Origin of the sequence: Microbacterium wangchenii, from assembly GCF_004564355.1 — a bacterium.
Classification (GTDB): Bacteria; Actinomycetota; Actinomycetes; order Actinomycetales; family Microbacteriaceae; genus Microbacterium; species Microbacterium wangchenii.
This window is the reverse complement of record NZ_CP038266.1, coordinates 3,045,934-3,070,557: the sequence shown is the minus strand read 5'-3', so window position 1 is coordinate 3,070,557 and position 24,624 is coordinate 3,045,934. Positions and strand designations below refer to the sequence as shown.

Genomic DNA, 24,624 nt, shown 5'->3' with positions numbered 1-24,624 from the left:
GCCCCGACAAACCCGTTTCGAGGCCTATTCGGCCGGGATTTGCGGAGTTCGGTCGGTGGGCAGCGGGCGGGCGGGCCGAGGCCGGTCGGCGGGGACGCCGGGGTCAGGCTTCGCGCGGCGGACGGGGCGGATCGTCCTCGGGGCGGATGACGGGGATCGCGTTCGTGAAGGCGGATGCGCGCTCCTCGGCCTCCGCGCTGCCGGTGAACAGGCCCGCACCCGGCTCGGGGGAGTGCTCGCGCGCGGGCGCGGGCTGCGGGTCGCCCGCGCTGGTCACCAGCACGCGCTGCACGGGGAGCGCGGCGGGCATCGTGTGCTGCATCCACGTCACCATCGCCTCGCGCACGTGGCAGCGCAGATCGAACAGCGTCGGCGCGTCGGCGGCCGTGACGAGGATGCGGATGCGGACGAGTCCGCCGGTGGCCTCGGTCACCTGCAGCACGGAGGCGCGCCCGTCCCACAGGTCGGTGCGGGCCAGCACGTCGTCGAGGTGCTCGCGCATGCGCGCCGGCGAGACGCGCCAATCCACGTCGAGCTCGACCGAACCCAGCAGCTCGCTGCCCCGCCGAGTCCAGTTCTGGAACGGCTGGGTGGTGAAATACGTGCACGGCAGCACGAGCCGGCGGTCATCCCACAGATCGAGCACGACGTAGCTCAGGGTGATCTCGCCCACGCGTCCCCACTCGTCCTCCACGACGACGACGTCGTCCACGCGCAGGGCGTCGCTGAAGGCGAGTTGCAGGCCGGCGAACATGTTCGCCAGCACCGTCTGGGCCGCCAGACCGGCGACGATCGAGGCGATACCGGCCGACGCGAGCACGCTCGCCCCGACGGCGCGGACGGCGGGGAAGGTGAGCAGGATCGCGCCCAGCGCGATCACGACGATGAGCGCGATCGCCAGGCGTCGCACGATGAGGGTCTGCGTGCGGATGCGGCGGGCCACCCGGTTGTCGGGGACGTCGATGCGATTACGGCCGAGGGTGAGGTCGGTCGCGAACGTCACGAGGGCGCCGAGCAGCCACGCGGCGGCGATGATCACGAGGATCGAGAGCAGCTGAGTGAGCGCGGGCAGCCACGACGCTTCCGGGAATGCCAGCCCCACGGCCGTCCACATCCCCGCGAGCAGCACGAGCGTACGGAACGGTAGGCGGGCGTGGTGGACGAGGCGGTGCGGCCACGACCGTCGTCGCGCGACCAGCCGCGCAATCCACGCGACGAGGAGGGTGACGATCGTCGCGACGACGACGCACGCGACGAAGGTGACCGCGAAGTTCAGCCAGGCATTGTCGAACACGTGCATCCACGCTACGGGGCGAGGCTGGACCGATCCTGGCCGTCGGCTCAGTGCCGGATGGTGCGGGGTGGGGTCAGGGAGCCAGGCGCGTGGGACCGCGGAAGAGGAACGTGACTTCGCGGATCGACGACTCGCCCAGCAGCAGCATCAGCAGACGCGCGAGACCCATGCCGAACCCGCCGTGCGGGGGAGTGCCGTACCGGAAGAAGTCGAGGTAGTGCTCCAGGCCGGCGAGGTCGAGCCCCTTCTCGACGGCCTGCTCCTCCAGGACGCGCACGCGGTGCTCGCGCTGAGCGCCCGTGGTAATCTCCACGCCCTTGAACAGAAGGTCGTAGCTCCGCGTCATCCCGGTCTCCGGATCGCGCATGTGGTAGAACGGCCGGATCTCGGGGTGGTAGTCGGTGACGAAGACGAACTGGTGCCCGTAGGTCTCCTCGATGTACGCGGCGACCTGACGTTCGCCCTCGGGGTCGAGGTCGCCGTCGGTGCGAGGGATCTCGTAGCCGCGCTGCTTGACCGTCTCGCGGGCTTCGGCCAGCGGGATGCGGGGGAAGGGGAGGGTGGGGACGACGACCTCGATGCCGAAGAGCTCCTGGATCTCGGCGCCGTGCTTGTCCTTGACCGCCTGGATGGCGAACTGCAGGAGCTCCTCCTGCATCCGGGCGACGTCCTCGTGCGAGTCGATCCAGCTGATCTCGGCGTCGACGGAGGTGAACTCGGTCGCGTGGCGGCTCGTGAACGACGGGTCGGCGCGGAAGACGTCGCCGATTTCGAAGATCTTGCCGAAGCCGGCCGACTGCGCCATCTGCTTGAAGTGCTGCGGGCTCTGCGCGAGGTACGCGGTCTTGTCTTCGAAGTAGTCCATGCTGAACAGCTCGGCGTTGGATTCCGAAGGGCTCGACATGAGCTTGGGGGAGTGGATCTCGATGTAGTCCCGCTCGATCCAGTACGTGCGCATCGCGTGCTCGAGCGTGGTCTGCACGCGGAAGATGAGGTTGTTGCGGGCCTGGCGCAGGTCGAGGAAGCGCCAGTCCATGCGCTTGTCCATGCCGCTGTCGGCGGCGATGGGCGTCTCGGGGAGGGCTTCGGCCGCGATGTCGAGCGTGCCGATCTTGATCTCGACGCCACCGAGCTTGACGCGCTCGTCGTGCTTGAGCTGGCCGCGCACCGTCAGGAAGGTTCCGGTGGCGAGGGCCGAGATCGTCTCGGTCAGGGCGAGCGCGGCGGATGCCTCGGGGCCGGCGTGCTCGGCGAGCTCACGCGTGGCGGGGTTCACCAGCTGCACGGCACCGGTCTCGTCCCGGAGGATGACGAACTGCACCTTCTTCTGATCGCGCACCGTTTCCACCCATCCCGACACCGATACCGGGCCGTCGGGGAGGGACTGCAGCTGCTTGACGAGGACGCGTTCGCTCACGAGGGTTCAGTCTACGTGCGGGCGGTGAACCCGTTCCCCCGGGTCGGCCTCGATGGGTTCGTAGCTCTGACCGTGCGGCCCGGTGAAGGCGATGGGTTCGCCGTCCACAGCCAGCACCGTTCGCCCCGCGGCCGGTTCGGGTAGTTTCCGCGCGATGTCGGGGAAGACCCCCTCACCTTCGTTGCTGAGCCACCGCGCGCCGCGGAGGGAGCGCACGATGTCGACGAAAGCAGAGCGCCGGCCGGGGTCGAGGTAGACGAGTACCGAGCTGTGGAACACGACCAGGGTCGCACCCTTCGGCGCGGCGGCGGCGAGGGTGTCGAGTTCTGCGACGAGATCACCGGGGACGATATCGGCCGGCCGCGGTTCCGCCGCGACGAGGGATGCGGCGGAGCGGAGCCGCTCTCGTCGTTCGCCGTGCTCGGGCCATACGAGCGCCTCGAGCCAGGCAAGGTCGTCCCCCCGACTGGGATCCAGCGGATGGAGATCGATCCCCGCGCGCCACACCACCTCCGGCACGCGCGCCGGAAGCGTCGTCGCCGTGGTGCGGCAACGGGCGAGCACGGGACTCGGGCCGTTCGTCGGATCGATCGCTACGGCGCCGGCGGGCGTGTCGTATCGGTAGCTGTACCGGTCGGGATAGAGGCAAAGACCCGCGGATGCGCCGACCTCCAGCAGGGCGAGCGGTCCGTCGATGGCGTCGAGGGCCGGGAGCAGCACCGCGCATCGGCCCGCCTCGTTGGTCTGCGTCGACCGCACGGTGATGATTGCGCGGACGCGGCGCCAGTGCGGGACGAGCCAGGTGCGGAAGCGCTCGTAGTCCGCCAGCGGCGCGCCAGCGGCCCGGGCCGAAGCGAAGACGAGGTTTGCCTGCTGCTTCGCGCGGGGGAGCGTGCCGATCAGCGCGGCGACCTCTTCGTCTCCGCCGACGCCGAGTGCCCACTCCTCGTAGGTCGGGGAAACCCCACGCGCCTCCATCTCGGCGAAACCGCGATAGCGCGCGGCCACGGAATCAGCGACCATGCCCCGACCGTATCTGCAGGGCACGGCCCGATCCAGCCGCTCGCGCGGTCACACATTCCCGCGCTCATCGCCGGCTGCCATGTCCCGGCCCGGATGGTTCTACGTCCGCCGGCCGACGAGGTCGAGGAGGCGGGTGCGCGACCGGGTGACCGCTCGCCATCGGCGATGAGGGTCGTGCCACCCGGGGGCACGCACCTCGGGGACTCCGCGATTCATCCGGATCCCCCAGCCGCTGCGGTCGAGGAACCGATGGTGGAACCAGCACAGGAGCACGCCGTTGTCGGTGTGGGTGGGCCCACCGTGGGCGTGCTCGGTGACATGGTGGATCTCGCACCACCCGGCTGGAACGCCGCATCCGGGAATGAGGCACCCGCCGTCGCGGAGTGAGATCGAGCGACGCTGATGCCGGTTGAAGACGCGCTCCTCCGTGCCGAGGCGCAGGATGCGGCCGCGGGAATCCACCACGACCCGCTGGATGCTGCCGCTGCAGGCGACGTGGCGGGCACATGCGGGCGACAGCGGCTCATCGGTGCCTTCGGCGTACGCCCAGCCCGCACCGGTCAGGTGGTCCTCTTCGCGGACCGAGACCACGAGCGTGGGGGCGGCCCCGCCGATCGTGGGCAGCTCACCGCTCGCGGCGGCGGCGCCCAGAGCGGTGGCCAGCGCGTCGTGCTGCCGCTGCGCGAGCCGGCGGTCATCGACCGGGGGTCGTTCGTCGAGGTCGGCGTACGAACCGGCCGGCGGCTCCTCGCGGAACGCGACGCCGCCGACCCGCGGCGACAGCACGGCGTCGAAGATGCGCCGCAGCTGCGCGGCCACCTCCGGCATGAGCCTTCCGTGCACGGGCACGAGGCCGTCCTGGGGTGCTCCGAGCGTCACGCCGCGGCGGTGGGAAGCGGCCCGGTCGCGCGGCTCTGCGCCGTCCTGGTCGAGCGCCGCCGACCACACCAGCGCCTGCAGGCGGAGCAGCTCCGCGCACGCCGGCGGGGCGGCATCCGGTCCGGTTCCCCGTGCCTGGGCGGCAGGATCTCGTCGGCGACGAGCAGGTCCTCCCGCGGGACGCGTCGGTCGAGCGTGGCCAGCGCCGTGCTCACCGCCAGGACGCCGTCGACGCCAGCCTCGCCGGCGGTCATGACGGCGCGCAGAGCGGGCAGGAAAGGGGGGAGGACCTCACCGGACGACGGCGACACCTGCCCGCGCACGGCACGGGCCGCCCGCTGCCACTTCGCCGCCGTCTGGGGCGCCACCCGCGTGGTGCGCTGCAGCAGCTCCGACACGTCGTGGCACCCGGCGTGCGAAGTGAGCCGGGCATCGCGATCGGGGGAACCCGACCGCGCTGCCGCTTCACCGGCGAGCTCGACGAGAACGGCCTCGACCCGGCGCTCGAGGCGCCCCGCGAGGCTGAGCGCCTCGAGGATGTCGTCGTCACGGGCGATGCCGAACGCGTCTCGCGCGATCAGCTCGCCGACGGCCGCATCCGCGCGATCGATCAGATCGCGGAGGGTGCCGACGAGTTCGTCCATACCCGTATCCTCCCGCGGGCCACCGGCATTGCGACCGCGAAAAACCCCGGTCGCACCGCGTTCTGTGGATAACCCGCGTGCCCTGCGCCCCGTCCGCGGCCGCCCCTTACGATGAGCGCGTGAGCTACGCCCCGCCCCCCGACTCCACCGCCGCCCCGCCGCGCACCGCCCGGCCCGTGCGCGTGTGGGACATCGTGCTCACCGTCGTCCTGCTGATCCTGCTGGCGATCTTCGCGGCGCTGGCGTCGTACTTCGGCCTCTTCCTCGCGATGGCGTCGGACGGATGCTTCGACGACAACTGCAACGACGGCCTGCTGACCTTCGGGGTCTGGTTCGCGGCGATCTCGCCGTGGGTGACGCTCCTGCTCGGCCTCGTGGGGGCCGTGATCCTCCTCGTCGTGAGGCGTGTCGCCTTCTGGGTGCCCCTGGTGAGCGCTGCGCTGATGGTGCTGACCTTCTTCGTGGCGGTCGCGATCGTCGGCGCCGCGGTGGGTGCGTAGTCCGGGATCCGGCTGACCGGAACCGGGACGGGGGCGAGCCCCCAGCAACTCGTAACCTCCCGCGCCTAGGCTGAATCGCGGCACCCGCACGTCCGCCGATCACCGAGAGCAAAGGCCCCGATGACCGAAATCACGCTTGCCGCGACCTCCACAGCCGGCGACGGATCGTGGCTGTCGGCGCTGGCCGACTGGACCGTCTCCCTGATGGACATCATCGGACCGGTGGGCGCGGGCCTGGCGATCGCGCTGGAGAACCTCTTCCCCCCGCTGCCGAGCGAGGTGGTGCTGCCGATGGCGGGTCTGGCGGCGAGCCGCGGCTCCTTCTCGCTGGCCGAGGCCCTCATCTGGACCACGATCGGATCGATCGTCGGCGCCCTGGCGCTGTACGGCCTCGGCCGGTGGCTGGGGGTCCAGCGGCTGCGCCGGATCGCCGACCGGATGCCGCTGATGAAGGTGCAGGACGTGGACGTGACCGTGGCGTGGTTCCAGCGGCACGGCGGCAAGGCGGTGTTCTTCGGCCGGATGCTGCCGATCTTCCGGAGCCTCATCTCGATCCCCGCCGGTGTCGCGAAGATGCCGGTGTGGCGGTTCACGCTGCTGACGGCGGCGGGCAGTCTGATCTGGAACACGATCTTCGTCCTGGCCGGGTATCTCCTCGGCGAGCAGTGGCACGTCATCGAGCAGTACGCCGACATCCTCCAGTACGTCGTGATCGCCGCCGTTCTCGTCGCGGTGGTGTGGTTCGTGGTCGTCCGGGTGCGCATGCTGACGCGCGCGCGCCGCACCGGCACTGACGGCGTCTGACCGAGCCCAGGGCCCACCCTCCCCACAGGCGCTCCACAGAACGCCCCCGCCTAGACTGGAGGGGTGTCCGCCGATCGCCTCCACCTCGTGCGCCACGGCGAGGTCGACAACCCCGGGCGTGTCCTCTACGGACGGCTGCCCGGCTTCGGCCTGAGCCCCGATGGGCGGCGGATGGCCCGGCAGGCCGCCGAGTACGTGCGATCGCTCGAACGATCCGTGAGTGCACTGGTCGTCTCACCGCTGCAGCGCACGCGCGAATCGGCCGAGCCGTTCGCGGAGCTGTTCGCGCTGGAGCCGGTCATCGATGAGCGCGTGATCGAGCCCACGAACGTCTTCGAAGGCCGGCGGATGGGGCGGGTCTTCTACAACCCGCTGAACTGGCGCCACCTCGCCCGCCCCGCCCTCCCCAGCTGGGGCGAGGCCTACGAGAGCATCGTCGCGCGGATGCGGACCGCCATGGACGACGCGTGGGACACGGCTGACGGCGGGGATGTCGTGATCGTGTCGCACCAGCTCCCGATCTGGATCTCGCACCTCTCGATCGCCGGCGGCGCGCTGCGCCACGATCCGCGTCGCCGTCGCTGCGCACTGTCCAGCGTCACGAGCTTCGAGCGCCGCGGCGACCGCTGGGTCGAGGTCGACTACGCAGAGCCGGCGTCGACCGCGGGTGCCGTCGACGTGGGGGCCGTGTGATGCGCCGGCGCCTCCTCGCCGCATCCCTCACCGCCGCTCTCGCGTTCGGGCTGGGCGCGTGTGCGGCCGACCCGCTGGCCGATCAGTACCGGGCGGGCGACAACAAGGGCTATATCGCCGCCAACGGCTTCCAGACCTCCGAGATCCCGGCCGCGGATCGCGGTGAACGGGTCGAGTTCGCCGGCGTGACCGAGACGGGCGCCGAGGTGTCGGACGCCGACTACGCCGGCCAGGTGCTCGTCGTGAACTTCTGGTACGCCGCCTGCGGCCCCTGCATCGTCGAGGCCCCGCGCCTGGAAGAGGCGTATGAGAGCTTCGAAGGGCAGGACGTCGCGTTCCTGGGCGTGAACACCTACGACCAGGCCGCGACCGCGGCATCCTTCGCCCGCGACAACGGCGTGAGTTACCCGAGCGTCATCGACGTCAACGGCGGCGCGGTCAAGCTCGCCTTCGCCGAGCATGCGCCGCTCACCGCCACGCCCGTGACGCTCGTGCTCGATAAGGAGGGTCGCGTCGCCGCGCGCATCATCGGCGAACTGCCGGAGGCCTCGATCCTCCAGACGATCGTGCGCGACGTCCTCGCGGAGCCGGCGTGAACCCCGGCGCGGTCGTGTTCGACGGTGCGCTGTGGCTCGCCCTGCCCATCGCCCTCGCCGCCGGGCTGGTGTCGTTCCTCTCCCCGTGCGTGCTCCCGCTCGTCCCGGGCTACCTCGGGTTCATCGGCGGCTCCGTCGCGCCCCGCCGCGGCTCCTCCGCGGCGGCGCCCGGCCGCGGCCGGCTCCTGGGCGGCGTGCTGCTGTTCATCGCCGGCTTCACGCTCGTGTTCATGACCGTCAACGTCCTGGGCGGCACGGTGGGGCGCTTCTTCGTCGAGTACGCCGACCCGATCACGCGCGTCATGGGCGTCATCGTCATCCTGCTCGGCCTGGTCTTCATCGGGCTGTTCGGCATCGCCCAGCGCACCGTGCGACTGCAGGCGCGCAACAACATCGGGCTCATCGGCGCACCGCTGCTGGGCATCGCCCTCGGCATCGGGTGGACGCCGTGCATCGGCCCGACCCTTGCCGCGATCTTCTCGGTGTCGTGGAACCTGGGCGACCCCGGCCGCGCCGCGCTGCTGGGCCTGGCCTACTCGCTGGGCCTGGGCATCCCGTTCCTCCTCCTCGCGCTCGGCTTCGGCTGGGCGACCCGTTCGGTGGCGTTCCTGCGCCGCCACATCCGCGCCATCAACCTGATCGGCGGGGCGCTCCTGATCCTCCTGGGCCTCGCGATGGTCACGGGCGTGTGGGGCGCGTGGATGTCGCAACTCCAGGGGGTGATCCAGAGTGTCCCCCTCCCGCTCTGACGAATCGACCATGACCGACCCGCTGCGCCCTGCCGACCACGCCTCCGCCGATCCCGAGGACATCACCGCGCCCGCCCTCGGATTCGTCGGATGGATGCGGTGGGGCTGGCGTCAGCTGACGAGCATGCGCACGGCGCTCGTCCTGCTGCTGCTGCTGGCGATCGCCGCGGTGCCGGGATCGATCGTGCCGCAGCGCAGTGCCGATCCCAACGGCGTCACGCAGTACTTCACCGACAACCCCGACCTGGCTCCCATCCTCGAGAACCTGAGCCTGTTCGACGTCTACTCCTCGCCGTGGTTCTCCGCGATCTACCTCCTCCTGTTCGTCTCGCTCATCGGCTGCGTCATCCCGCGCACCAAGCACCACTGGAAGGCGCTGCGCTCACGCCCGCCGCGGACGCCCGCGCGCCTGTCGCGCCTGGACGACTTCCGCGAGGCGGAGCTGGATGCCGCGTCCCCCGACGACGCCGCCCGCCTGGCGGCCGAATCCGTCGAGCTGGCGGCCGGGGAGCTGCGCAAGGCCGGGTACCGCGTCGAGCGCTACGACGGCCGTGGGGCCTTCTCGGTGTCGGCGGAGCGCGGGTACCTGCGTGAGACGGGCAACCTCGTCTTCCACGGGGCACTGGTCGGGGTGCTCGTGGCCGTCGGTGTGGGCGGCGGATTCACCTACACCGGCCAGCGCGTCATCGTCGAGGGGACGACGTTCGTCAACTCGCTGCTGGATTACTCCTCGTTCAACCCCGGTCGCTTCGTGAGCGCCGAGACTCTCACGCCCTACGCGCTGACCCTCGACGAGTTCGACGTCAGCTATGTGCCCCTCGGCGAACAGGGCGCCGGTCAGGCCGGCGACTTCGCCGCGAACCTCACCACGCGCGTGGACGGCGAGGAGGGCGAGGGGCAGGTGCGCGTCAACCACCCGCTCGACGTCGCGGGCGACCGCGTTTACCTGATGGGCAACGGCTACGCCCCGACCCTCACCATCCGCAACGCCGAGGGCGAGGAGATCTTCCACGACTCCGTGCCCTTCCTGCCGCAGGACACCAACATGACCTCGCTCGGCGTCGTGAAGGTGCCCGACGGTCTGCCCGAGCAGATGGGCCTGGTCGGGTTCTTCTATCCCACGCAGGCGGCGCTGGCCTCCGGCGCGTTCACGTCGGCGTATCCCGACCTCATCAGTCCCGTCGTCACCTTCAACGTCTTCGTCGGCGACCTCGGCATCGACGGGGGCCAGCCGCGCTCGGTCTACACGCTGGACACGAGCGAGATGGAACAGCTCAGCGGTGGAGACACGGGCATCGACTCGATCGAGCTCGCCCCCGGGCAGTCGGCCGAACTGCCGGACGGGCTCGGCACGATCACCTTCGAGGACGAATCGCCCGAGGGTGCCACCGGCTATGCCGAATCCGTGAAGCGCTTCGCGTCGCTGTCGATCCATCGCGACCTGGCCGCCCCGTGGGTGCTGCTCTTCGCGGTTCTGGCCACCCTCGGCCTGCTGGCGGCGCTGTTCGTCCCGCGACGGCGGATGTGGGTCAAGGCGACGGTGCAGGGCAGCTCCGTGCACCTGGAGTACGCCGGACTCGCCCGCGGGGAGGACCCCACGCTGGGCGCCGCGGTGGATCAGTTCCAGGCCCGTCACGCCGCCGCCGTCCAGGGTTGGCGCAGCACCTCGGACGTAGACTGAGACCATGCCCGGATCCGAAACGCTCTCCCTCGACGCGGTCTCCGTGCTGCTGGTCTGGACCGCCATCGCGATCTACGTGCTGGCCTTCATCGCCTACGCCGTCGATCTCGCGCGCCGCTCCGATGTGGCGCTCAAGGCGCAGGACGCCGCGCGCGAGCGCGAACTCGTGACCGCCGGCGCCGCCACCGCTCCCGCCGGCACCCGGACCGGGCGGCCGCAGGGCGCCATGGAGGCACGCGCCGCAGTCAAGCCCCGCTACGTCTGGGGGCGGATCGGCACGTCTCTGACGGTGCTGGGCTTCCTCTTCCACGTCGCCGCCGACGTCACGCGCGGAATCGCCGCCGAGCGCGTCCCGTGGTCGAACATGTACGAGTTCGCCCTCACCGGCACGATGCTCATCGTCGCGGTGTACCTGGTCGTCCTCTTCCGCTACGACCTTCGCTTCCTGGGCTCCTTCATCACGGGGCTCACGGTCGTCCTCCTCGGCGGCGCGACACTGGCGTTCTATGTCGAGGTCGTGCCCCTGGCCGACCCGCTGAAGTCCGCGTGGCTGGTCATCCACGTGTTCGTCGCGTCGCTGGCCACGGCCCTGTTCGCGCTCGCTTTCGGCCTGTCGGTGCTGCAGCTCATGCAGTCGCGCCGGGAGCGGCGTGCGGTGGCGACCGTGGCGTCGGGCGACGCAGCATCCGCGCCGTCGGCCAAGCGCGGGCCCGGGTTCCTGCGCACCCTCCCCTCCAGTGAGACGCTGGAGTCCCTCGCCTACCGCTTCGCGATCGTCGGGTTCATCTTCTGGACCTTCACCCTCATCGCCGGCTCCATCTGGGCCAACGACGCATGGGGCCGGTACTGGGGCTTCGACACGAAGGAAGTCTGGACCTTCGTCATCTGGGTGCTCTACGCCGGTTACATCCACGCCCGTGCGACGCGCGGATGGCGCGGCACGCGATCGGCGTGGCTGTCGATCATCGGGTTCACCGCCGTGATCTTCAACTTCACGATCGTGAACATGTTCTTCAAGGGCCTGCACGCCTACTCCGGCCTCTCCAGCTGACCCCGGGTTCCTGTCGGTCCTGACGCCGCCCCGCGCCTTCCCGGCCCGGGGCGGCGTTTCGCGTGCGTCACGATCGTCGCACTCTTGTCCCGCCCCGCGACATGCAATATATTGCACGTCGTCCGGACAACCGTCCCGACTGGACAGCACCGGGGGAGACCTGCCGGCGCGCGAACGAAAGGAACAGCACCATGAGCAGCACTCCCACCCAAGAGATCACCAATGTCGTGCTCGTGCACGGCGCGTTCGCGGATGGCTCCGGCTGGCGCCGCGTCTACGACACGCTGACCGCGCGCGGGTACCGGGTCATGATCGTGCAGAACCCGCTCACCTCCCTCGAGGACGACGTCGCGGCCACCACGCGCGTGCTGGACCTCATGGACGGGCCGACGATCCTCGTCGGTCACTCGTGGGGCGGCACCGTCATCACCGAGGCGGGCATGCATCCCCGCGTGGCGGGACTGGTCTACGTGTCGGCCCTCGCGCCGGACGCGGGGGAGACGACCGGCCAGCAGTACGAGGGCTTCGCGCCGACGCCGGAGTTCATCATCGACACCGTCGAGGACGGATACGGCTTCCTCAACCTCGAGAACTTCAAGGCGGGGTTCTCGGCGGACGCGACGGACGAGGATGCCGCGTTCCTGCGTGACAGCCAGGTGCCGATCAACATGTCGGTGTTCGCCACACCCGTGAAGAACGCGGCGTGGCACGACAAGCCGACGTGGGCCGTCATCGCGACGGAGGACAAGTCCTTCGACCCGGCGATGCTCCGGCACATGAGCGAGCGCATGGGCGCCAAGACCACGAGGGTCTCGGGGAGCCACGACGTCTACATCACGCAGTCCGACACGGTCGCCGCCGTGATCGTCGACGCCGCCCGGAGCGCCCTCGCACAGGAGTCACTCAGCTCGTCGACCGCGTGAGCGGCCGACGCGAGTGACCACGGTCAGGCCGGGGCGGCGGTCAGGAGGGCCCGCGCGGGAACCGAGCGGCGACGTGCCACCGCGATCGTCGTGACGACGAACGCCAGCGCTGTCCACACGGCGAGTCCGACGACCGCCGCCCCCAGGCCGTCCGCGGCGGTCAGTGCCGCGAGCATCCCCTGGTACGCCGGGGCGGTGGGGAGGAGCCCGGCCACGGCCGAGATGACTCCGGGGACGGTCGAGACCACGCCCGTGGCAACGGCCAGCACGCCCACCAGCGCCGAGATCCATCGCCCGGCGCCGCCGAAGACCGCCACCAGGGCCTGGTTCACGGCCGCGAACGCGACCCCTGCCACCGCGGCGACGGCGGCGAACAGTGACCAGTCCGCCCAGTTGTAGCCGGCGGCCAGCTGCACCACGATCGCCACGAGCACGCCCTGCACTGCGCCGATCGCGGCGGCCGGGGCGAGCGCGCGAAGCGCCAGCAGCGCCGACGGGCGGCGGGAGGACAGCGTGCGCGCGGTCACGGCGCGCAGTGCCACGAAGGTGCCCAACCCGCCGAACCACAGGGCCACCGTCACGACGAGGGGGACTGCCGACGCGCCGAACAGGTTCGTGCCCACGCCCTCCGCCGCGACGGGGTCGGCCACGACGGAGGCCAGGTCGGCGGCCTCGGTGTCGGTGTAGGAGGGCAGTTCTGCCACGGCGGTGCCGAGGCCCTCGGCCAGGTCCGCGGTGCCGTCGGCGACCTGCCGCACCCCACCGGAGAGCTCCTCGGCACCCGTGGCCGCCTCCCCGGCCCCGTCGGCCAGCTGCGATGCGCCGTCCGCCAGCGCGGATGCTCCGCCCGACAGCTGTGCGGCACCGTCCGACAGCTGCCGCACCCCACCGGCGGCGGTGGTCGCCCCCGCGGCGAGCTGGTCTATCCCGCCGGAGAGCTGCGCGAGGTTGGCCGAGATCGTCTGCAGGCCCGGGCCGAGCTGCTGGAAGCCGGTGACACCCGCCGCGATCGTGTCGGACTGCCCGATCAGCTCGTTGACGGGTCCGACGGCGGCCTGGGCCTCGGTGGACAGCTGCGTGAGGGTCGCGCACAGCTCCGCCGATCCGCCCTGTGCGGTGCAGTCGGCAGCTGCCCGGGTCAGCGCGTCGGATGCGGCGGTGACCTGCGCCTGAATGGCGGCGCTGTTGGCCGCCAGCCCGTTGGCCGCGGTGACGAGCTCCGCAGGAAGCTGCGGGATCGCATCGGCGGTCTGCTGCAGCCCGCCGGCGAGGAGCCGTCCGTTCGCGGCGATCTCCTGCGCGCCGCCGGCCCACGCGTCCAGGCCGTCAGCGGCTTGCGCGGCGCCGGTGCCCAGCTCGGCGGCGCCGCCGGCGAGCTGGGTCGCGCCGTCGGCGAGGGCTGCTGCTCCGTCGGAGAACTGCGCGATCCCGCCGGAGAGTGCGGTGGCGCCGTCGGCGGCCTGCGTCGCGCCGTCGGCGAGCTGGGCGGCACCCTCGGCGGCCGTGCCGAGCTGGTCGCCGAGCGTGGTGAACCCGAGGAACACGTTCTCCAGGTACACCTCCGACAGCGATGTCCCCAGGAGGGATGCCGCCGCCTGCGTGACCTGCGCCGAGATGGCGTCGTCCACCACAAGACTGTCCGGTGGCGTGGTCACCTCGATCGTGGCGCGCTCGGGTGCCTCGCCTCCCGGAGAGGTGGAGGTCGCCGCGGCGGAGAAGTTCTCCGGGATGCGGATGACGGCCGCGTACGAGCCGTCGGCCAAGCCCTGGCGGGCGTCTTCGTCGTTGGTGATCGTCCAGTCCAGATTGCTCGGGATGTCGTCCGAGCCCTCGATGAGGCCCGCTGTCAGCTGCCGGCCGAGCGGCACGGGCTGGTCGTCGATCGTGACGGGCTCGTCCGCGTTCACGATGGCCGCGCTCATGGACTCGAGGCGCTCGACGGGGTTGTACAGCGCGGCGACGAGCACGCCGCCGACGATCACCGGCAGCAGCAGCGCGCCGATAATCGTGAGCCAGGTCACGGGCCGGCGGGAGCCGGCGCGCTCGAGCGCGAGGGGGGAGCCAGGACGGGTCATGCGGTCACCTCGGACAGGTCGAACGTGCGGGGGGATGCGGCGGCGACGCGCGTGACGGATGCGCCGGTCCAGCCGGCATCCGACAGAACGCGGCCGGCCGCGTCGGGGTCGGCGGCGGTCAGCAGCAGCGTCCACTCGCCGGTGGCCGCGGCATCCCGCAGGGTCGCGGCGGCCTGATCGCGCAGGGCGCCGTGGGCGAGGGACTCGATGCCGGAGACCGCGAGCACTCCGGGCGTACCGGTGAGCGCGTCGCGGAGCTCGGCGAGCGGGTCTTCGGCCTCGTCCAGCGCGGCGATGCCGACGGAGCCGCGCACCCACGCCTCCCGGCCGGGCAGCAGGTGCCCGGCGACGCGGAGGCGGCCGGACGTGGGCGAGACCCGCCCGGAGAGGGTGTACAGCGCTGCGCGAGAGGCGCGCGGGTCGACGGAGGTGAGGATGGCCGCGTGCCCCGGCTCCACCTCGAGGGAGAGGTCGTCGAACAGGGGCGTGTCGCCGACTTCCAGTCCCACGCCGTCCGCGATCACGACGGCGCGCGAGCCGGGTCCCGGCCAGTCCTGCAGCGCGATCTCGCGCTCGACGGCTTCGCCCTCGACGTCGAGCTTGGGCAGCATCCGGTCCAGCCACCGCGGGATCCACCACGCCTTGTCGCCCAGGAGCGTCATGAGCGCGGGGATGAGGGTCATCCGCACCAGGAACGCGTCGACGGCGATGCCGACGGCCAGCCCCAGCGCGATGGGCTTGATCGAGGAGTCGCCCTCGGGCACGAACGCGGCGAACACCGCGAACATGATGAGGGCCGCGGCGGTGACCACGCGCGCGGTCGCGGAGAAGCCCGAGCGCACCGCCGCCACGGCGACGGCGCGGGCGTCGGCACCCGAGGCGTTCTTGGCCCGCGCGTGGACGTAGTCCTCGCGCATGCGGGTCACGAGGAACACCTGGTAGTCCATCGCGAGCCCGAACAGCACGCCCATCAGCACGATCGGCATGAAGCTGATCACGGGTCCCACGCGCGCCACGTGCAGCAGGTCGGCGAACCAGCCCCACTCGAACACCGCCGCGACCACGCCGAACGCCGCGGCCACCGACAGCAGGTAACCGAGGGCGGCTGTGAGAGGCACCGCGATGGAGCGGAACACCACCATGAGCAGGAGGAAGGACAGCCCGACCACGAACAGGCCGAAGGGGACCAGGGCGGCGCCCAGGCGGTCGGAGATGTCGATCGCGACGGCGGTGTAGCCGGTGACCTTGAGGTCGATGCCGTACTCGTCCAGCAGCCGGTCGTGCTGCGCGCGCAGCTCGCGCACGAGGTCGGCGGTGGCCGGGTCGTCCGGTGCCGTCTCGGGCACGATCTGCACGATCCCGGTGTCGGCGGTCTCGTTCGGGGTGGCCAGGGCCACCTCTGCGACGCCCGGAAGGTCTTCGACCTCCGCGGCGATGTCGGACATGAGGCCCAGGGGGTCGGTGGAGGTCACGATCGTGCCGGTCAGCACGAGCGGCCCGTTGACGCCGGGGCCGAAGTGCTCCGCGGCGAGGTCGTAGCTCTGGCGGGCGGAGTTGCTCTCGGGCAGGACGCCCGCGTTGGGGAGGGCGAGCGCGAGGCTTCCCGCCGGGACGGCCAGGGTGCCCAGGCCCACCACGACGGCGATGGCGGTGACGAGGGGGCGCCGCGACACCATCGCCACCCACCGGTTGGTGCGCACGGCGGCAGCCGGCGTGGCCGGGGGCTCTTCCGGAATGTCGCCGTCGGCCTCGGCCTCGGCTTCTCGTGCAGCCGCCGCCCGCCGGCGGGCGCGACCGCCGGCAGTGCGTCCGGCGGCCCGGCGGCCTACGAAGCCCAGCAGCGCGGGGGTGAGGGTGACCGAGACGACCACGGCGATCGCGACGGCGACGGATGCGGCGATCCCCATGGTCGTGAGGAAGGGGATGTTCGCGAACGACAGGCCGATCAGGGCGATGAGCACCGTGACGCCGGCGAACGTGACGGCCGATCCGGCGGTGCCGGTGGCGCGTGCGGCCGACTCCTCCGGGTCCATCCCGCCGCGCACCTGGTCCTGATGTCGCGCGGCGATGAACAGCGAGTAGTCGATCCCGACGGCAAGGCCCAGCATGAGCGCGAGCAGCGGGGTGGTCGAGGAGATGGTGGCGACCGCGGTGGCCAGGAGGATGAGCGCCATGGACAGCCCCACCCCGAGGATCGCGGTGACCAGGGGCAGCCCCGCCATCACGAACGAGCGGAAGGTCACGATCAGCACGATCAGGGCGATGAGCAGCCCCAGCGCCTCGGTGATCGTCACGCCGGGGATCGACTGGGCGAACAGGTCGCCGCCCAGTGCGGCCTGCGCGCCGTCGGGGAGGTCGGCGGCGAAGTCGTCGGCGGCGTCGCTGAGCGTCTGCTTGGACTCCGGCGAGACGCTGGCGCCCTGGCCGTCGAACTGCAGCCGCACGATGGCGGCGTCGCCCTCGTCGCTGATCAGGCCCGAGACGGTCTCGTCGAACGGGTCGGTGACGGCGAGGACGCCGTCGATGTCACCCAGATCGGCGACCAGCTCGTCGATGCGGGACGCATACGGATCGTCATCGATCCGGTCGCCGTCCGCCGCCACGACGACGATCTGGGCGCTCGTTCCGCTGACTTGCGGGAAGGTCCGGGAGAGCTGTTCGAGACCCTCCTCCGACTCGGTGCCGGGGATGGAGAAGGAGTTGTCGGTGCCCTGGTTGAACGCGAGCGCCCCGCCGCCCGCTGCCAGCAGGACGACCACCCAGGCGATGAGCACGCGCCAGCCGTGACGGTACGACCAGCGTCCCAGCGTGGCGAGGAGAGTGGACACAGCGGCTCCGATCGGTCAGACGGCTCCGATACAGCGTCGTATCCGATACACCCATGTATCGTATGTGGCGCAGAGCCCCCCGGGGCTGAGTGATCCGTGTGAAACGAGGACTGATGAGCGAGACGACCGCCACGACCCCTCGCGGCCGGGAGGCCACGCGCCAGCGGCTCCTGGACGCTGCCACCGAGGTGTTCGCCGAAGTCGGGCTCGATGCGACCTCCGTCGAATCGGTATGCGAGCGGGCGGGGTTCACGCGCGGGGCGTTCTACTCCAACTTCGCGTCGAAGGAGGAGATGTTCCTCGAGCTCGCGGCCTCCGTCGCGCGGTCCCGCGTCTCGGATGTGGAGGCGCGGGTCGCCGAGCTGGCGGGCGAGGGGGCGCTGGATGCGACCCCGGCCACCGCCGTCGCGCTGGTCGAGCGCGTGCTGGATCTCCCGGGGGATGACCGGCTGGGCGTGCTGCTCATGAGCGAGATCCGCATCCATGCCCTGCGCAATCCCGCGATGGCCGAAGCGTTCCTCGAGCAGGATCAGGAGCTCAGCCGGAACATCGCCCGCATGATCGGCGACATCGCGCGCGCCAGCGGGCTGCGCCTCGCGCTGCCGCAGGATCAGGTGGCCCAGCTGCTGCTGCTGGTGTGGGAAGGGACCATGACGCGCGCGGTGATGGCGGGACGTGACCGTCTCGGCGCACGCGAGGAGGTCCAGCACGCCCTCGCGGGCGTCGTCCCGCTGCTCATCGCCGGGTCGGACTGACCCCCGGTCAGCGTTCGGCGAGCAGCGCGTGGCAGCGCGTGAGACGGCGCAGCCACCACTCCCGGCGCTCGGGCGCGGCAGCGAGTGCGCGCAGCCGGTCCGGCGAGGGCACCACGGCTCCCACCGGCAGCATCCCCTCGCGCGGTCGCAGCGGCGGGTCGGCGACATCGGCCAGGAACAGGGACGAGGTCCCCAGGCCGCAGTCGTAATCCAGCTCGGGCAGCGCCGCGGCCAGCGCCACGCCCATGGCCAGTCCCACGGAGGTGTCCAGCGCGCTGGACACGACCGCCGGCAGGCCGGATGCGGCGACGATCTCCAGCGCGCGATGCACTCCCCCCAGGGGCTGGGCTTTGACGACGAGCAGGTCGGCGGCGCCGGCGCGCGCGACCCGTAACGGGTCATCCGCCTTGCGCACGCTCTCGTCGGCGGCGACGGGGATCCCCAGGTAGGCGATGCGCTCCCGCAACTGCGCCAGGTCTTCCAGGCCGCCGCACGGCTGCTCGACGTACTCGAGATCGAAAGGCGCCAGGGCGTGCACGGCGTGCTCTGCCTCATCGAGGTTCCAGCCGCCGTTGGCATCCACGCGCACTCGGCCCTCGGGGCCCATGGCGGTGCGGACGGCGCGCACGCGCGCGATGTCGTCGGCGAGGGTCTGCCCCGGCTCGGCGACCTTCACCTTGGCCGTGCGGCAGCCGTCGAAGCGCGCGAGCACCGCGGGGACGTCGTCGGCCGAGACCGCGGGGATCGTGGCGTTGACCCGCACGGTGTCGCGCCGAGTCGTCGGGGGCTCGCCCCATCCGAAGTCGATCGCGCCGGCGAGCCACGTCGCGGCCTCGGAGTCGTCGTACTCGACGAAGGGCGAGAACTCCGTCCATCCCGACGGGCCCTCCAGCACGACCGCCTCGCGCACGTCGACACCGCGGAAGCGTCGCGCCATCGGGAGGGCGACGACGTGCGCGTCGGCGAGCAGTTCGTCGAGCGGGGGTAGGGGAGCGGTCACGCCCCCATCCTGCCTCGGATGTGCGTCCGTGCAGTGACGGGCACACAGCGGTGTGAGGTTGACGTTAGTGTGTGACGCACAGTACCGTGTGCGTCATGAGTGAGGATGACGCGCTGAGCGGACACCTGCAGGAGATCCGGCGCGGGACCGTCGTGCTCGCCTGCTTGCAGCTCCTGCGCGAGCCCGGCTACGGCTATGGCCTGCTCGAAGACCTGGAGCGTCACGGGTTCCCCACCGACGCCAACACGCTCTATCCCCTGCTGCGCCGCCTCGAGAAGCAGGGCTACCTGACCAGCGAGTGGAACACCGACGAGACGCGGCCCCGCAAGTTCTACCGCACGAGTGCCGCCGGCGCGGCGCTCGCCGACCGGCTCACCGCCGAATGGCGCGCCGTCGCCGACGCAATCGCCACCCTGCCTGAGGAGAGATGACCATGTCCACGTTGACCGACCGGTACGTCGATGCCGCGATGCGTTCGGTGCCCGAGAAGCAGCGCGCTGACCTCGCCGCGGAGCTGCGGGCACTGATCGACGATCAGCTCGACGCCCGCGTGGCGGCCGGGGAATCGCCCGATGCCGCCGAGCGGGGGGTGCTGACGGACCTGGGCGACCCCGATCGCCTCGCGGCCGACTACATCGACCGCCCGTTGCAGCTCATCGGGCCGCGTTACTACCTCGCGTGGTGGCGACTGACGAAGCTGCTGTGGGCGATCGTGCCGGTGTGCGCCGCGTTCGGGGTGGCGCTGGGCCAGACCCTCTCCGGCGCGGCCTTCGGCGAGATCGTCGGCTCGGTCGCGAGCGTCACGGTGAGCGTGATCGTGAACGTCGGCTTCTGGACCACGCTGGTGTTCTTCACCGTGGAACGGTCTGCGGGCGGTGCGGACGTCGGGTTCGTGAGCCGATGGACGCCCGACCAGCTTCCGGAGCCTCGCGACAGCGGTGCGCGCCTGTCCGACCTGGTCGCGTCGCTCGTTCTCCTCGGGGTGGTGGCCGGCGCTGTCCTGTGGGACCACTTCGTGGGGACGGCGTACCTGGCCGACCGCGGCTGGACGTCGTTCCTGGCGCCGGGGCTGTGGCCGTGGTGGATCGGGGGCCTGCTCGCCCTGTGCGCGTGCGAGGCGCTCCTGGCAATCCGCGTGTATGCGCACGGCCGCTGGACGGCGCGTTCGGCTTCGGTCAACCTGCTGCTGAATCTGCTCATCGTGGTGCCGGGGCTGTGGCTGCTGGTGCGGGGCGAGCTGGTGAACCCGGAGTTCTTCGCCTCGGTGATCCCGGAGTCCGGCGACACCGTGGCGGTGATCGTCGGGGTCGTCTTCGGGTTCACGCTGGTCGGCGTCGCCGGGTGGGACAGCGTGGAGGCCTTCCTCAAGGCCCGGCGCGCGGGGCGGACGTCAACCCGGGCCCGGGCCGCGGTGACCGCGGAATAGGCTGACGGCATGCTCCTGGACACCCCCGTGCGCATCGGCGTGCAGATCGAACCGCAGCACGCCTCCTACCCGCAGATCCGCGATGCGGTGCTGCGGCTGGAGGAGATGGGCGTGGACGTCCTGTTCAACTGGGACCACTTCTTCCCCCTGCACGGCGACCCCGATGGTCTGCACTTCGAGTCGTGGACGATGCTCGCGGCGTGGGCCGAGCAGACCGAGCGCGTCGAGTTCGGCGCGCTGGTGAACTGCAACAGCTACCGCAATCCGGATCTGCAGGCCGACATGGCCCGCACGATCGACCACATCAGCGGCGGCCGGTTCGTCTTCGGCACCGGCGCGGGCTGGTTCGAGCGGGACTACGCCGAGTACGGGTGCGAATTCGGCACGCCCGGGACGCGCCTGAACGACCTCGCGGAAGGCCTCGACCGGGTCGTGGCCCGCTGGGGCGTGCTCAACCCGCCGCCCACCCGCCGCATCCCGATCCTCATCGGCGGCAAAGGGGAGCAGAAGACCCTGCGGATCGTCGCGCGTCACGCCGACATCTGGCACAGCTTCGTCGCGCCGGAGGAGATGGCGCACAAGATCTCGGTCATCCGGAAGTGGGGCGAGGTGGAAGGTCGGGATGTCTCCGGGATGGTCGTCTCCAACGAGCTCAAGGGGCGCGACGACGACGCGGCCGACGCACTGTTCGACGCCGGTGTGCGTCTGTACACCCTCGGCTGGGCGCCCGGCGCCGCGGATTACGACACGGTGGCGCGATGGCTGCGCTGGCGCGACGGAAAGAACGGCTCCTGATGGTCTCGGAGCTGTTCGACGCCGCGGAGTGGACGGCGGCACCTGGAAGCGAGCGCTACACCGACATCACGGCGCACGTCTCGCACGACGGGCGGATCGCGCGCATCGCGTTCGATCGCCCGGAGGTGCGCAACGCCTTCCGCCCGCACACCGTCGACGAGCTCTACACGGCCCTGGACATCGCGCGGCAGGATCCGCGCATCGGCGTCGTGCTCCTCACCGGCAACGGACCCAGCCCCAAGGACGGTGGCTGGGCGTTCTGCTCCGGCGGCGACCAGCGCATCCGCGGGCGCGACGGCTACACCTACGCCGGCGACGACGCGACCGCGCCGGACCCCGCCCGCGCCGGGCGGCTGCACATCCTCGAGGTCCAGCGCCTCATCCGCTTCATGCCGAAGGTTGTCATCGCCGTCGTCCCCGGGTGGGCCGCGGGAGGCGGGCACTCCCTCAACGTCGTGTGCGACCTGTCGATCGCCTCGGCCGAGCACGGCCGGTTCAAGCAGACGGACGCGGATGTCGGCTCGTTCGACGCCGGCTACGGCTCCGCGTACTTCGCGCGCCAGATCGGGCAGAAGCTCGCACGGGAGGTCTTCTTCCTCGCGGAGGAATATTCCGCCCAGCGCGCGTACGAGATCGGCGCGGTCAACCGCGTCGTGCCGCACGCCGACCTCGAACGCGAGGCGATCGCGATGGCCCGCACGATCCTCGGCAAGTCCCCCACGGCGATCCGCATGCTCAAGTTCGCCTTCAACGCCGTCGACGACGGCCTCGTCGGACAGCAGGTGTTCGCGGGGGAGGCCACGCGCCTGGCGTACGGCACGGATGAGGCCGTCGAGGGTCGCGACGCCTTCCTGGAGAAGCGCGACCCCGATTGGACCGGCTTCCCGTGGCACTACTGACGCCCCCGCGCACCCCCTTGCGAGAAGCGACCGCCGAGTCGACCGTGGAAAACAGCGGCATCCGGAGGGAGTGAGACCGACGTGAGGCTGGAGCAGATCGACGCGGCCGACCCGCGGGATGTGCTGCGGGCCCTGCGCGCGGCCCTCGGCGCAGGGCCGGCGGTGGGGTTCGGTTCCACCCGTGGCCAGCTGCCCGCCGAGGTGCCGGCGGGGACGGCGGTCGTCGTGACGACGTCGGGCTCCACCGGCGTGCCCAAGGCCGTCGCGCTCAGCCGCAGCGCGCTGACCTCCAGTGCGCTGGCGACCTCCGCCCGCATCGGCGAGGGCGCGTGGCTGCTCGCGCTTCCGCCGGCCTACGTGGCAGGTGTGCAGGTGCTCGTGCGCTCCCTGATCGCCGGGCGCGAGCCGGCGATCCTGTCGGGATCGTTCTCACCCACATCCTTCGCCGCCGCCGCACGGCTCATGACCTCCACCGAGAACGGCGTGCGCGTGCCCACGTACACCTCCCTCGTGCCGGTGCAGCTGCAGCGGGTGCTCGACGCCGCCGCATCCGATCGCGACGTCGCCGACGCGCTGCAATCGTTCGAGGCGATCCTCGTCGGCGGGCAGTCCCTCCCCGACGCCCTCCGCGAGCGCGCGGCCGACGCCGGTGCCCGGATCGTGCGCACCTACGGGTCGACGGAGACGTGCGGGGGGTGCGTCTACGACGGCGCGCCGCTGGACGGCGTGCGTATCCGGGTCGTCGGCGGCGAGGTGCAGATCACCGGCCCCGTCCTGGCCGACGGTTACCTCGGCGAACCGGGCCGCACGGCCGCGGTGTTCCCCACCGACCCGGACGGAACCCGCTGGTACCGCACGGGCGACGCCGGACTCGTCGACGAGCACGGGCTGCTCCGCATCCACGGACGCATCGACAACGTCATCGTGTCCGGCGGCGTGAACATCTCCCTCGACCGCGTGGAACAGGTCGTGCGCAGCATCCGCGGACTCGAATCCGCCGTCGTGGTGCCCGTGGCCGACCCGCAGTGGGGCGAGGCATCCGTCATCGTCGCCCCGCGCGGCGACGCCCTGCGCCGTAGCGAGGCGGAGCAGCTCGAGCACGCGCGCACAGCCGTCGCCGCCGAGCTGGGTGCCCCCGCGCGGCCGTCCCGGCTCATCGTCGTCGACGAGCTCGACTCCCTGCCCTCCGGCAAGCCCGACCGCGAGGCGATCCGCCGACTCGTGGCATCGCTGCACTAGGCGGAGCGGGCAGAGACCGCCGGTGGAGGGTGGCGCGCCCGCCTAGGATGGCACTTCGTGGCCGCTCAACCCCGTAAACGTCCCGCCCGCACCAGCTCCGCGCGCCCCCGCCCCCGTGGCAATCCGCAGAAGCGTCCGGTCGCGGCGCCTCCCGCGAAGGCCACCGCGCGCGACTGGATCGGTGCGGCACGCCTGCGCACGCTGCCGCTCGCGGTGAGCCCCGTGCTCGTGGGAACGGGCGCCGCCAACCTCGGCGCCGAGCCGTTCCACTGGGTCATCGCGCTGGCCTGCCTCGTCGTGGCGGTGAGCCTGCAGATCGGGGTGAACTTCGCCAACGACTACAGCGACGGCATCCGCGGCACCGATGACCACCGCGTGGGGCCTGCGCGGCTCACCGCATCGCGCAAGGCTCAGCCCCGCACCGTGCTCGTCGTGGCCCTGGTCTTCTTCGGCATCGGCGCGCTCGCCGGCCTTGCCATCGTCATCCGCACGCAGCAGTGGTGGATGATCGTGGTCGGGGCGGCGTGCATCGTGGCGGCGTGGTTCTACACCGGCGGGAAGCGCCCCTACGGCTACGCGGGGCTCGGGGAGCTGTTCGTCTTCGTCTTCTTCGGGCTGGTCGCAACGCTCGGGACGACGTGGGTGCAGGCCTTCGCTCTCCCGCAGGAGGCGTGGTTCGGCGCGGTCGCGATCGGCTTCCTCGCATGCGCCGTGCTCCTGGCCAACAACCTGCGCGACATCGACCAGGACCGCGTCGCCGGCAAGCGCACCCTCACGGTGCGCATCGGACGGCGGGCGACGCAGGTGCTGTACACCGTGCTGGTGCTGGCCCCCTTCGGGATCGCGGCGTATCTGGCGCTGTTCTACCCCATCGCTTGGCTGAGCCTCATGGCACTGCTGGCCGCCCTGCCGGCGATCCTCATCGTCTGGACCTACCGCGTGCCCCGCGAATTGGTGGTCGCGCTCGCACTGACGTCGCTCACCTCGCTCGCCTACGGCGCGTTCCTCTTCTGGGCGTTCATCGGCTGACGCCCCGAGCGGATCGTCAGCGGTCGGTGTCGCGGGAGGAGGCCGCGGTGTCTGCCGCGGCGTCCTCGGCGAGGGCGTCGTCGGCGGCGTTCGGGCGGTGGGCCCTGCTGCGGCGCTCCGCGATGCCGGAGGTCACCTGATCGAGCGGGCGGCGCAGGAACAGCAGCGACAGGCTCAGGCCGATCAGCGCCGCGAACAGCGCGGCCAGCCACGGCAGGTCCTGGAACACCGGGAACAGCATCAGGACACCGAACGGCACGAAGAACGCGAGCAGCCGCAGCACCGTGTAGACCAGGGCGGAGCGTGCGTTCATGCCTCCATCCT

General features: G+C 71.5%; 24 protein-coding genes. 15 read left to right on the top strand and 9 right to left on the bottom strand.

From position 1 onward, the window contains the following. Positions 1-103 precede the first annotated feature (103 nt). From E4K62_RS14885 to E4K62_RS14865, 5 genes are all read right to left on the bottom strand, one after another. Positions 104-1,294: a mechanosensitive ion channel family protein gene (locus tag E4K62_RS14885; protein ID WP_240742712.1), complete on the bottom strand. Its 1,191-nt coding sequence runs from the start codon at positions 1,292-1,294 to the stop codon at positions 104-106. Positions 1,295-1,367: 73 nt separating this feature from the next. Then, positions 1,368-2,711, bottom strand: coding sequence for an aspartate--tRNA(Asn) ligase (aspS, locus tag E4K62_RS14880; protein ID WP_135068775.1), 1,344 nt, complete (start codon positions 2,709-2,711; stop codon positions 1,368-1,370). 6 nt (positions 2,712-2,717) lie between these two features. Next, the gene (locus E4K62_RS14875; RefSeq protein WP_135068773.1) at positions 2,718-3,734 is read right to left on the bottom strand and encodes a DUF2332 domain-containing protein; all 1,017 of its coding nucleotides are present in this window, start codon (positions 3,732-3,734) and stop codon (positions 2,718-2,720) included. A 99-nt stretch (positions 3,735-3,833) separates the two neighbouring features. Continuing rightward, positions 3,834-4,613: an HNH endonuclease signature motif containing protein gene (locus E4K62_RS14870; protein WP_374108150.1), complete on the bottom strand. Its 780-nt coding sequence runs from the start codon at positions 4,611-4,613 to the stop codon at positions 3,834-3,836. Next, complete coding sequence (locus E4K62_RS14865) at positions 4,610-5,257, bottom strand: hypothetical protein (protein WP_135068769.1); 648 nt, start codon at positions 5,255-5,257, stop codon at positions 4,610-4,612. The genes E4K62_RS14870 and E4K62_RS14865 overlap by 4 nt, the downstream gene beginning before the upstream one ends. A 77-nt stretch (positions 5,258-5,334) precedes the next feature. On the opposite strand from E4K62_RS14865, the gene E4K62_RS14860 reads away from it, so the two are divergent. The 8 genes from E4K62_RS14860 (at position 5,335) to E4K62_RS14825 (ending at position 12,254) form a co-directional block, all read left to right on the top strand. After that, entirely contained in the window at positions 5,335-5,757 is a 423-nt protein-coding gene (locus E4K62_RS14860; protein ID WP_261799179.1) for a DUF6264 family protein, read from the top strand. A 120-nt stretch (positions 5,758-5,877) separates the two neighbouring features. Next, complete coding sequence (locus tag E4K62_RS14855; protein ID WP_135068765.1) at positions 5,878-6,561, top strand: DedA family protein; 684 nt, start codon at positions 5,878-5,880, stop codon at positions 6,559-6,561. Positions 6,562-6,624: 63 nt separating this feature from the next. After that, positions 6,625-7,254 (top strand): histidine phosphatase family protein, encoded by a 630-nt coding sequence (locus E4K62_RS14850; protein WP_135068763.1) that lies wholly within the window; start codon positions 6,625-6,627, stop codon positions 7,252-7,254. Next, positions 7,254-7,850 (top strand): TlpA family protein disulfide reductase, encoded by a 597-nt coding sequence (locus E4K62_RS14845; protein WP_135068761.1) that lies wholly within the window; start codon positions 7,254-7,256, stop codon positions 7,848-7,850. The genes E4K62_RS14850 and E4K62_RS14845 overlap by 1 nt, the downstream gene beginning before the upstream one ends. After that, positions 7,847-8,599, top strand: coding sequence for a cytochrome c biogenesis CcdA family protein (locus E4K62_RS14840; protein WP_135068759.1), 753 nt, complete (start codon positions 7,847-7,849; stop codon positions 8,597-8,599). The genes E4K62_RS14845 and E4K62_RS14840 overlap by 4 nt, the downstream gene beginning before the upstream one ends. Before the next feature lie 10 nt (positions 8,600-8,609). Then, positions 8,610-10,280: a cytochrome c biogenesis protein ResB gene (gene resB / locus E4K62_RS14835; protein WP_135068757.1), complete on the top strand. Its 1,671-nt coding sequence runs from the start codon at positions 8,610-8,612 to the stop codon at positions 10,278-10,280. A gap of 4 nt (positions 10,281-10,284) precedes the next feature. Continuing rightward, the gene (gene ccsB / locus E4K62_RS14830; protein ID WP_135068755.1) at positions 10,285-11,331 is read left to right on the top strand and encodes a c-type cytochrome biogenesis protein CcsB; all 1,047 of its coding nucleotides are present in this window, start codon (positions 10,285-10,287) and stop codon (positions 11,329-11,331) included. A gap of 191 nt (positions 11,332-11,522) precedes the next feature. Further along, positions 11,523-12,254: an alpha/beta fold hydrolase gene (locus tag E4K62_RS14825; protein WP_135068753.1), complete on the top strand. Its 732-nt coding sequence runs from the start codon at positions 11,523-11,525 to the stop codon at positions 12,252-12,254. A 23-nt stretch (positions 12,255-12,277) separates the two neighbouring features. Here the strand turns inward: E4K62_RS14825 and E4K62_RS14820 are convergent, their stop codons facing one another. Together E4K62_RS14820 and E4K62_RS14815 are read right to left on the bottom strand one after the other, a co-directional pair. Beyond that, a complete protein-coding gene (locus E4K62_RS14820) occupies positions 12,278-14,329 on the bottom strand; it encodes a YhgE/Pip family protein (protein ID WP_135068751.1) in 2,052 nt (683 codons plus the stop codon). Next, a complete protein-coding gene (locus E4K62_RS14815; protein WP_135068749.1) occupies positions 14,326-17,157 on the bottom strand; it encodes an MMPL family transporter in 2,832 nt (943 codons plus the stop codon). Before E4K62_RS14815 ends, E4K62_RS14820 begins: the two co-directional genes overlap by 4 nt. A gap of 113 nt (positions 17,158-17,270) precedes the next feature. On the opposite strand from E4K62_RS14815, the gene E4K62_RS14810 reads away from it, so the two are divergent. Beyond that, on the top strand, positions 17,271-17,912 hold the full coding sequence (locus E4K62_RS14810; protein ID WP_135068747.1) for a TetR/AcrR family transcriptional regulator: 642 nt from the start codon (positions 17,271-17,273) through the stop codon (positions 17,910-17,912). A 7-nt stretch (positions 17,913-17,919) separates the two neighbouring features. On the opposite strand, the gene E4K62_RS14805 is transcribed toward E4K62_RS14810, so the two are convergent. Next, positions 17,920-18,912: an o-succinylbenzoate synthase gene (locus E4K62_RS14805; protein ID WP_135068745.1), complete on the bottom strand. Its 993-nt coding sequence runs from the start codon at positions 18,910-18,912 to the stop codon at positions 17,920-17,922. A 95-nt stretch (positions 18,913-19,007) separates the two neighbouring features. On the opposite strand from E4K62_RS14805, the gene E4K62_RS14800 reads away from it, so the two are divergent. From E4K62_RS14800 to E4K62_RS14775, 6 genes are all read left to right on the top strand, one after another. Next, positions 19,008-19,343, top strand: coding sequence for a PadR family transcriptional regulator (locus E4K62_RS14800; protein ID WP_135068743.1), 336 nt, complete (start codon positions 19,008-19,010; stop codon positions 19,341-19,343). 2 nt (positions 19,344-19,345) lie between these two features. Beyond that, complete coding sequence (locus tag E4K62_RS14795; protein WP_240742711.1) at positions 19,346-20,338, top strand: permease prefix domain 1-containing protein; 993 nt, start codon at positions 19,346-19,348, stop codon at positions 20,336-20,338. A 9-nt stretch (positions 20,339-20,347) separates the two neighbouring features. Next, a complete protein-coding gene (locus E4K62_RS14790; protein WP_135068739.1) occupies positions 20,348-21,133 on the top strand; it encodes an LLM class F420-dependent oxidoreductase in 786 nt (261 codons plus the stop codon). Then, positions 21,133-22,032 carry a 1,4-dihydroxy-2-naphthoyl-CoA synthase gene (locus E4K62_RS14785; RefSeq protein ID WP_135068737.1) on the top strand — a complete coding sequence of 300 codons (900 nt, stop codon included), beginning with the start codon at positions 21,133-21,135 and terminating at the stop codon, positions 22,030-22,032. The genes E4K62_RS14790 and E4K62_RS14785 overlap by 1 nt, the downstream gene beginning before the upstream one ends. An 81-nt stretch (positions 22,033-22,113) precedes the next feature. Then, positions 22,114-23,271, top strand: coding sequence for an AMP-binding protein (locus E4K62_RS14780; protein WP_135068735.1), 1,158 nt, complete (start codon positions 22,114-22,116; stop codon positions 23,269-23,271). 57 nt (positions 23,272-23,328) lie between these two features. Next, complete coding sequence (locus tag E4K62_RS14775; protein WP_135068733.1) at positions 23,329-24,300, top strand: 1,4-dihydroxy-2-naphthoate polyprenyltransferase; 972 nt, start codon at positions 23,329-23,331, stop codon at positions 24,298-24,300. A 16-nt stretch (positions 24,301-24,316) separates the two neighbouring features. On the opposite strand, the gene E4K62_RS14770 is transcribed toward E4K62_RS14775, so the two are convergent. Continuing rightward, the gene (locus E4K62_RS14770) at positions 24,317-24,613 is read right to left on the bottom strand and encodes a DUF4229 domain-containing protein (protein ID WP_135068731.1); all 297 of its coding nucleotides are present in this window, start codon (positions 24,611-24,613) and stop codon (positions 24,317-24,319) included. Between the last annotated feature and the right edge of the window lie 11 nt (positions 24,614-24,624).

Excerpts from the sequence above, each read along its gene's own strand:
- E4K62_RS14875 (WP_135068773.1), bottom strand. The coding sequence starts at position 3,734 with ATGGTCGCTGATTCCGTGGCCGCGCGCTATCGCGGTTTCGCCGAGATG.
- E4K62_RS14865 (WP_135068769.1), bottom strand. The coding sequence starts at position 5,257 with ATGGACGAACTCGTCGGCACCCTCCGCGATCTGATCGATCGCGCGGAT.
- E4K62_RS14855 (WP_135068765.1), top strand. The coding sequence starts at position 5,878 with ATGACCGAAATCACGCTTGCCGCGACCTCCACAGCCGGCGACGGATCG.
- E4K62_RS14845 (WP_135068761.1), top strand. The coding sequence starts at position 7,254 with ATGCGCCGGCGCCTCCTCGCCGCATCCCTCACCGCCGCTCTCGCGTTC.
- resB (WP_135068757.1), top strand. The coding sequence starts at position 8,610 with ATGACCGACCCGCTGCGCCCTGCCGACCACGCCTCCGCCGATCCCGAG.
- ccsB (WP_135068755.1), top strand. The coding sequence starts at position 10,285 with ATGCCCGGATCCGAAACGCTCTCCCTCGACGCGGTCTCCGTGCTGCTG.
- E4K62_RS14825 (WP_135068753.1), top strand. The coding sequence starts at position 11,523 with ATGAGCAGCACTCCCACCCAAGAGATCACCAATGTCGTGCTCGTGCAC.
- E4K62_RS14820 (WP_135068751.1), bottom strand. The coding sequence starts at position 14,329 with ATGACCCGTCCTGGCTCCCCCCTCGCGCTCGAGCGCGCCGGCTCCCGC.
- E4K62_RS14810 (WP_135068747.1), top strand. The coding sequence starts at position 17,271 with ATGAGCGAGACGACCGCCACGACCCCTCGCGGCCGGGAGGCCACGCGC.
- E4K62_RS14800 (WP_135068743.1), top strand. The coding sequence starts at position 19,008 with ATGAGTGAGGATGACGCGCTGAGCGGACACCTGCAGGAGATCCGGCGC.
- E4K62_RS14795 (WP_240742711.1), top strand. The coding sequence starts at position 19,346 with ATGTCCACGTTGACCGACCGGTACGTCGATGCCGCGATGCGTTCGGTG.
- E4K62_RS14790 (WP_135068739.1), top strand. The coding sequence starts at position 20,348 with ATGCTCCTGGACACCCCCGTGCGCATCGGCGTGCAGATCGAACCGCAG.
- E4K62_RS14785 (WP_135068737.1), top strand. The coding sequence starts at position 21,133 with ATGGTCTCGGAGCTGTTCGACGCCGCGGAGTGGACGGCGGCACCTGGA.
- E4K62_RS14770 (WP_135068731.1), bottom strand. The coding sequence starts at position 24,613 with ATGAACGCACGCTCCGCCCTGGTCTACACGGTGCTGCGGCTGCTCGCG.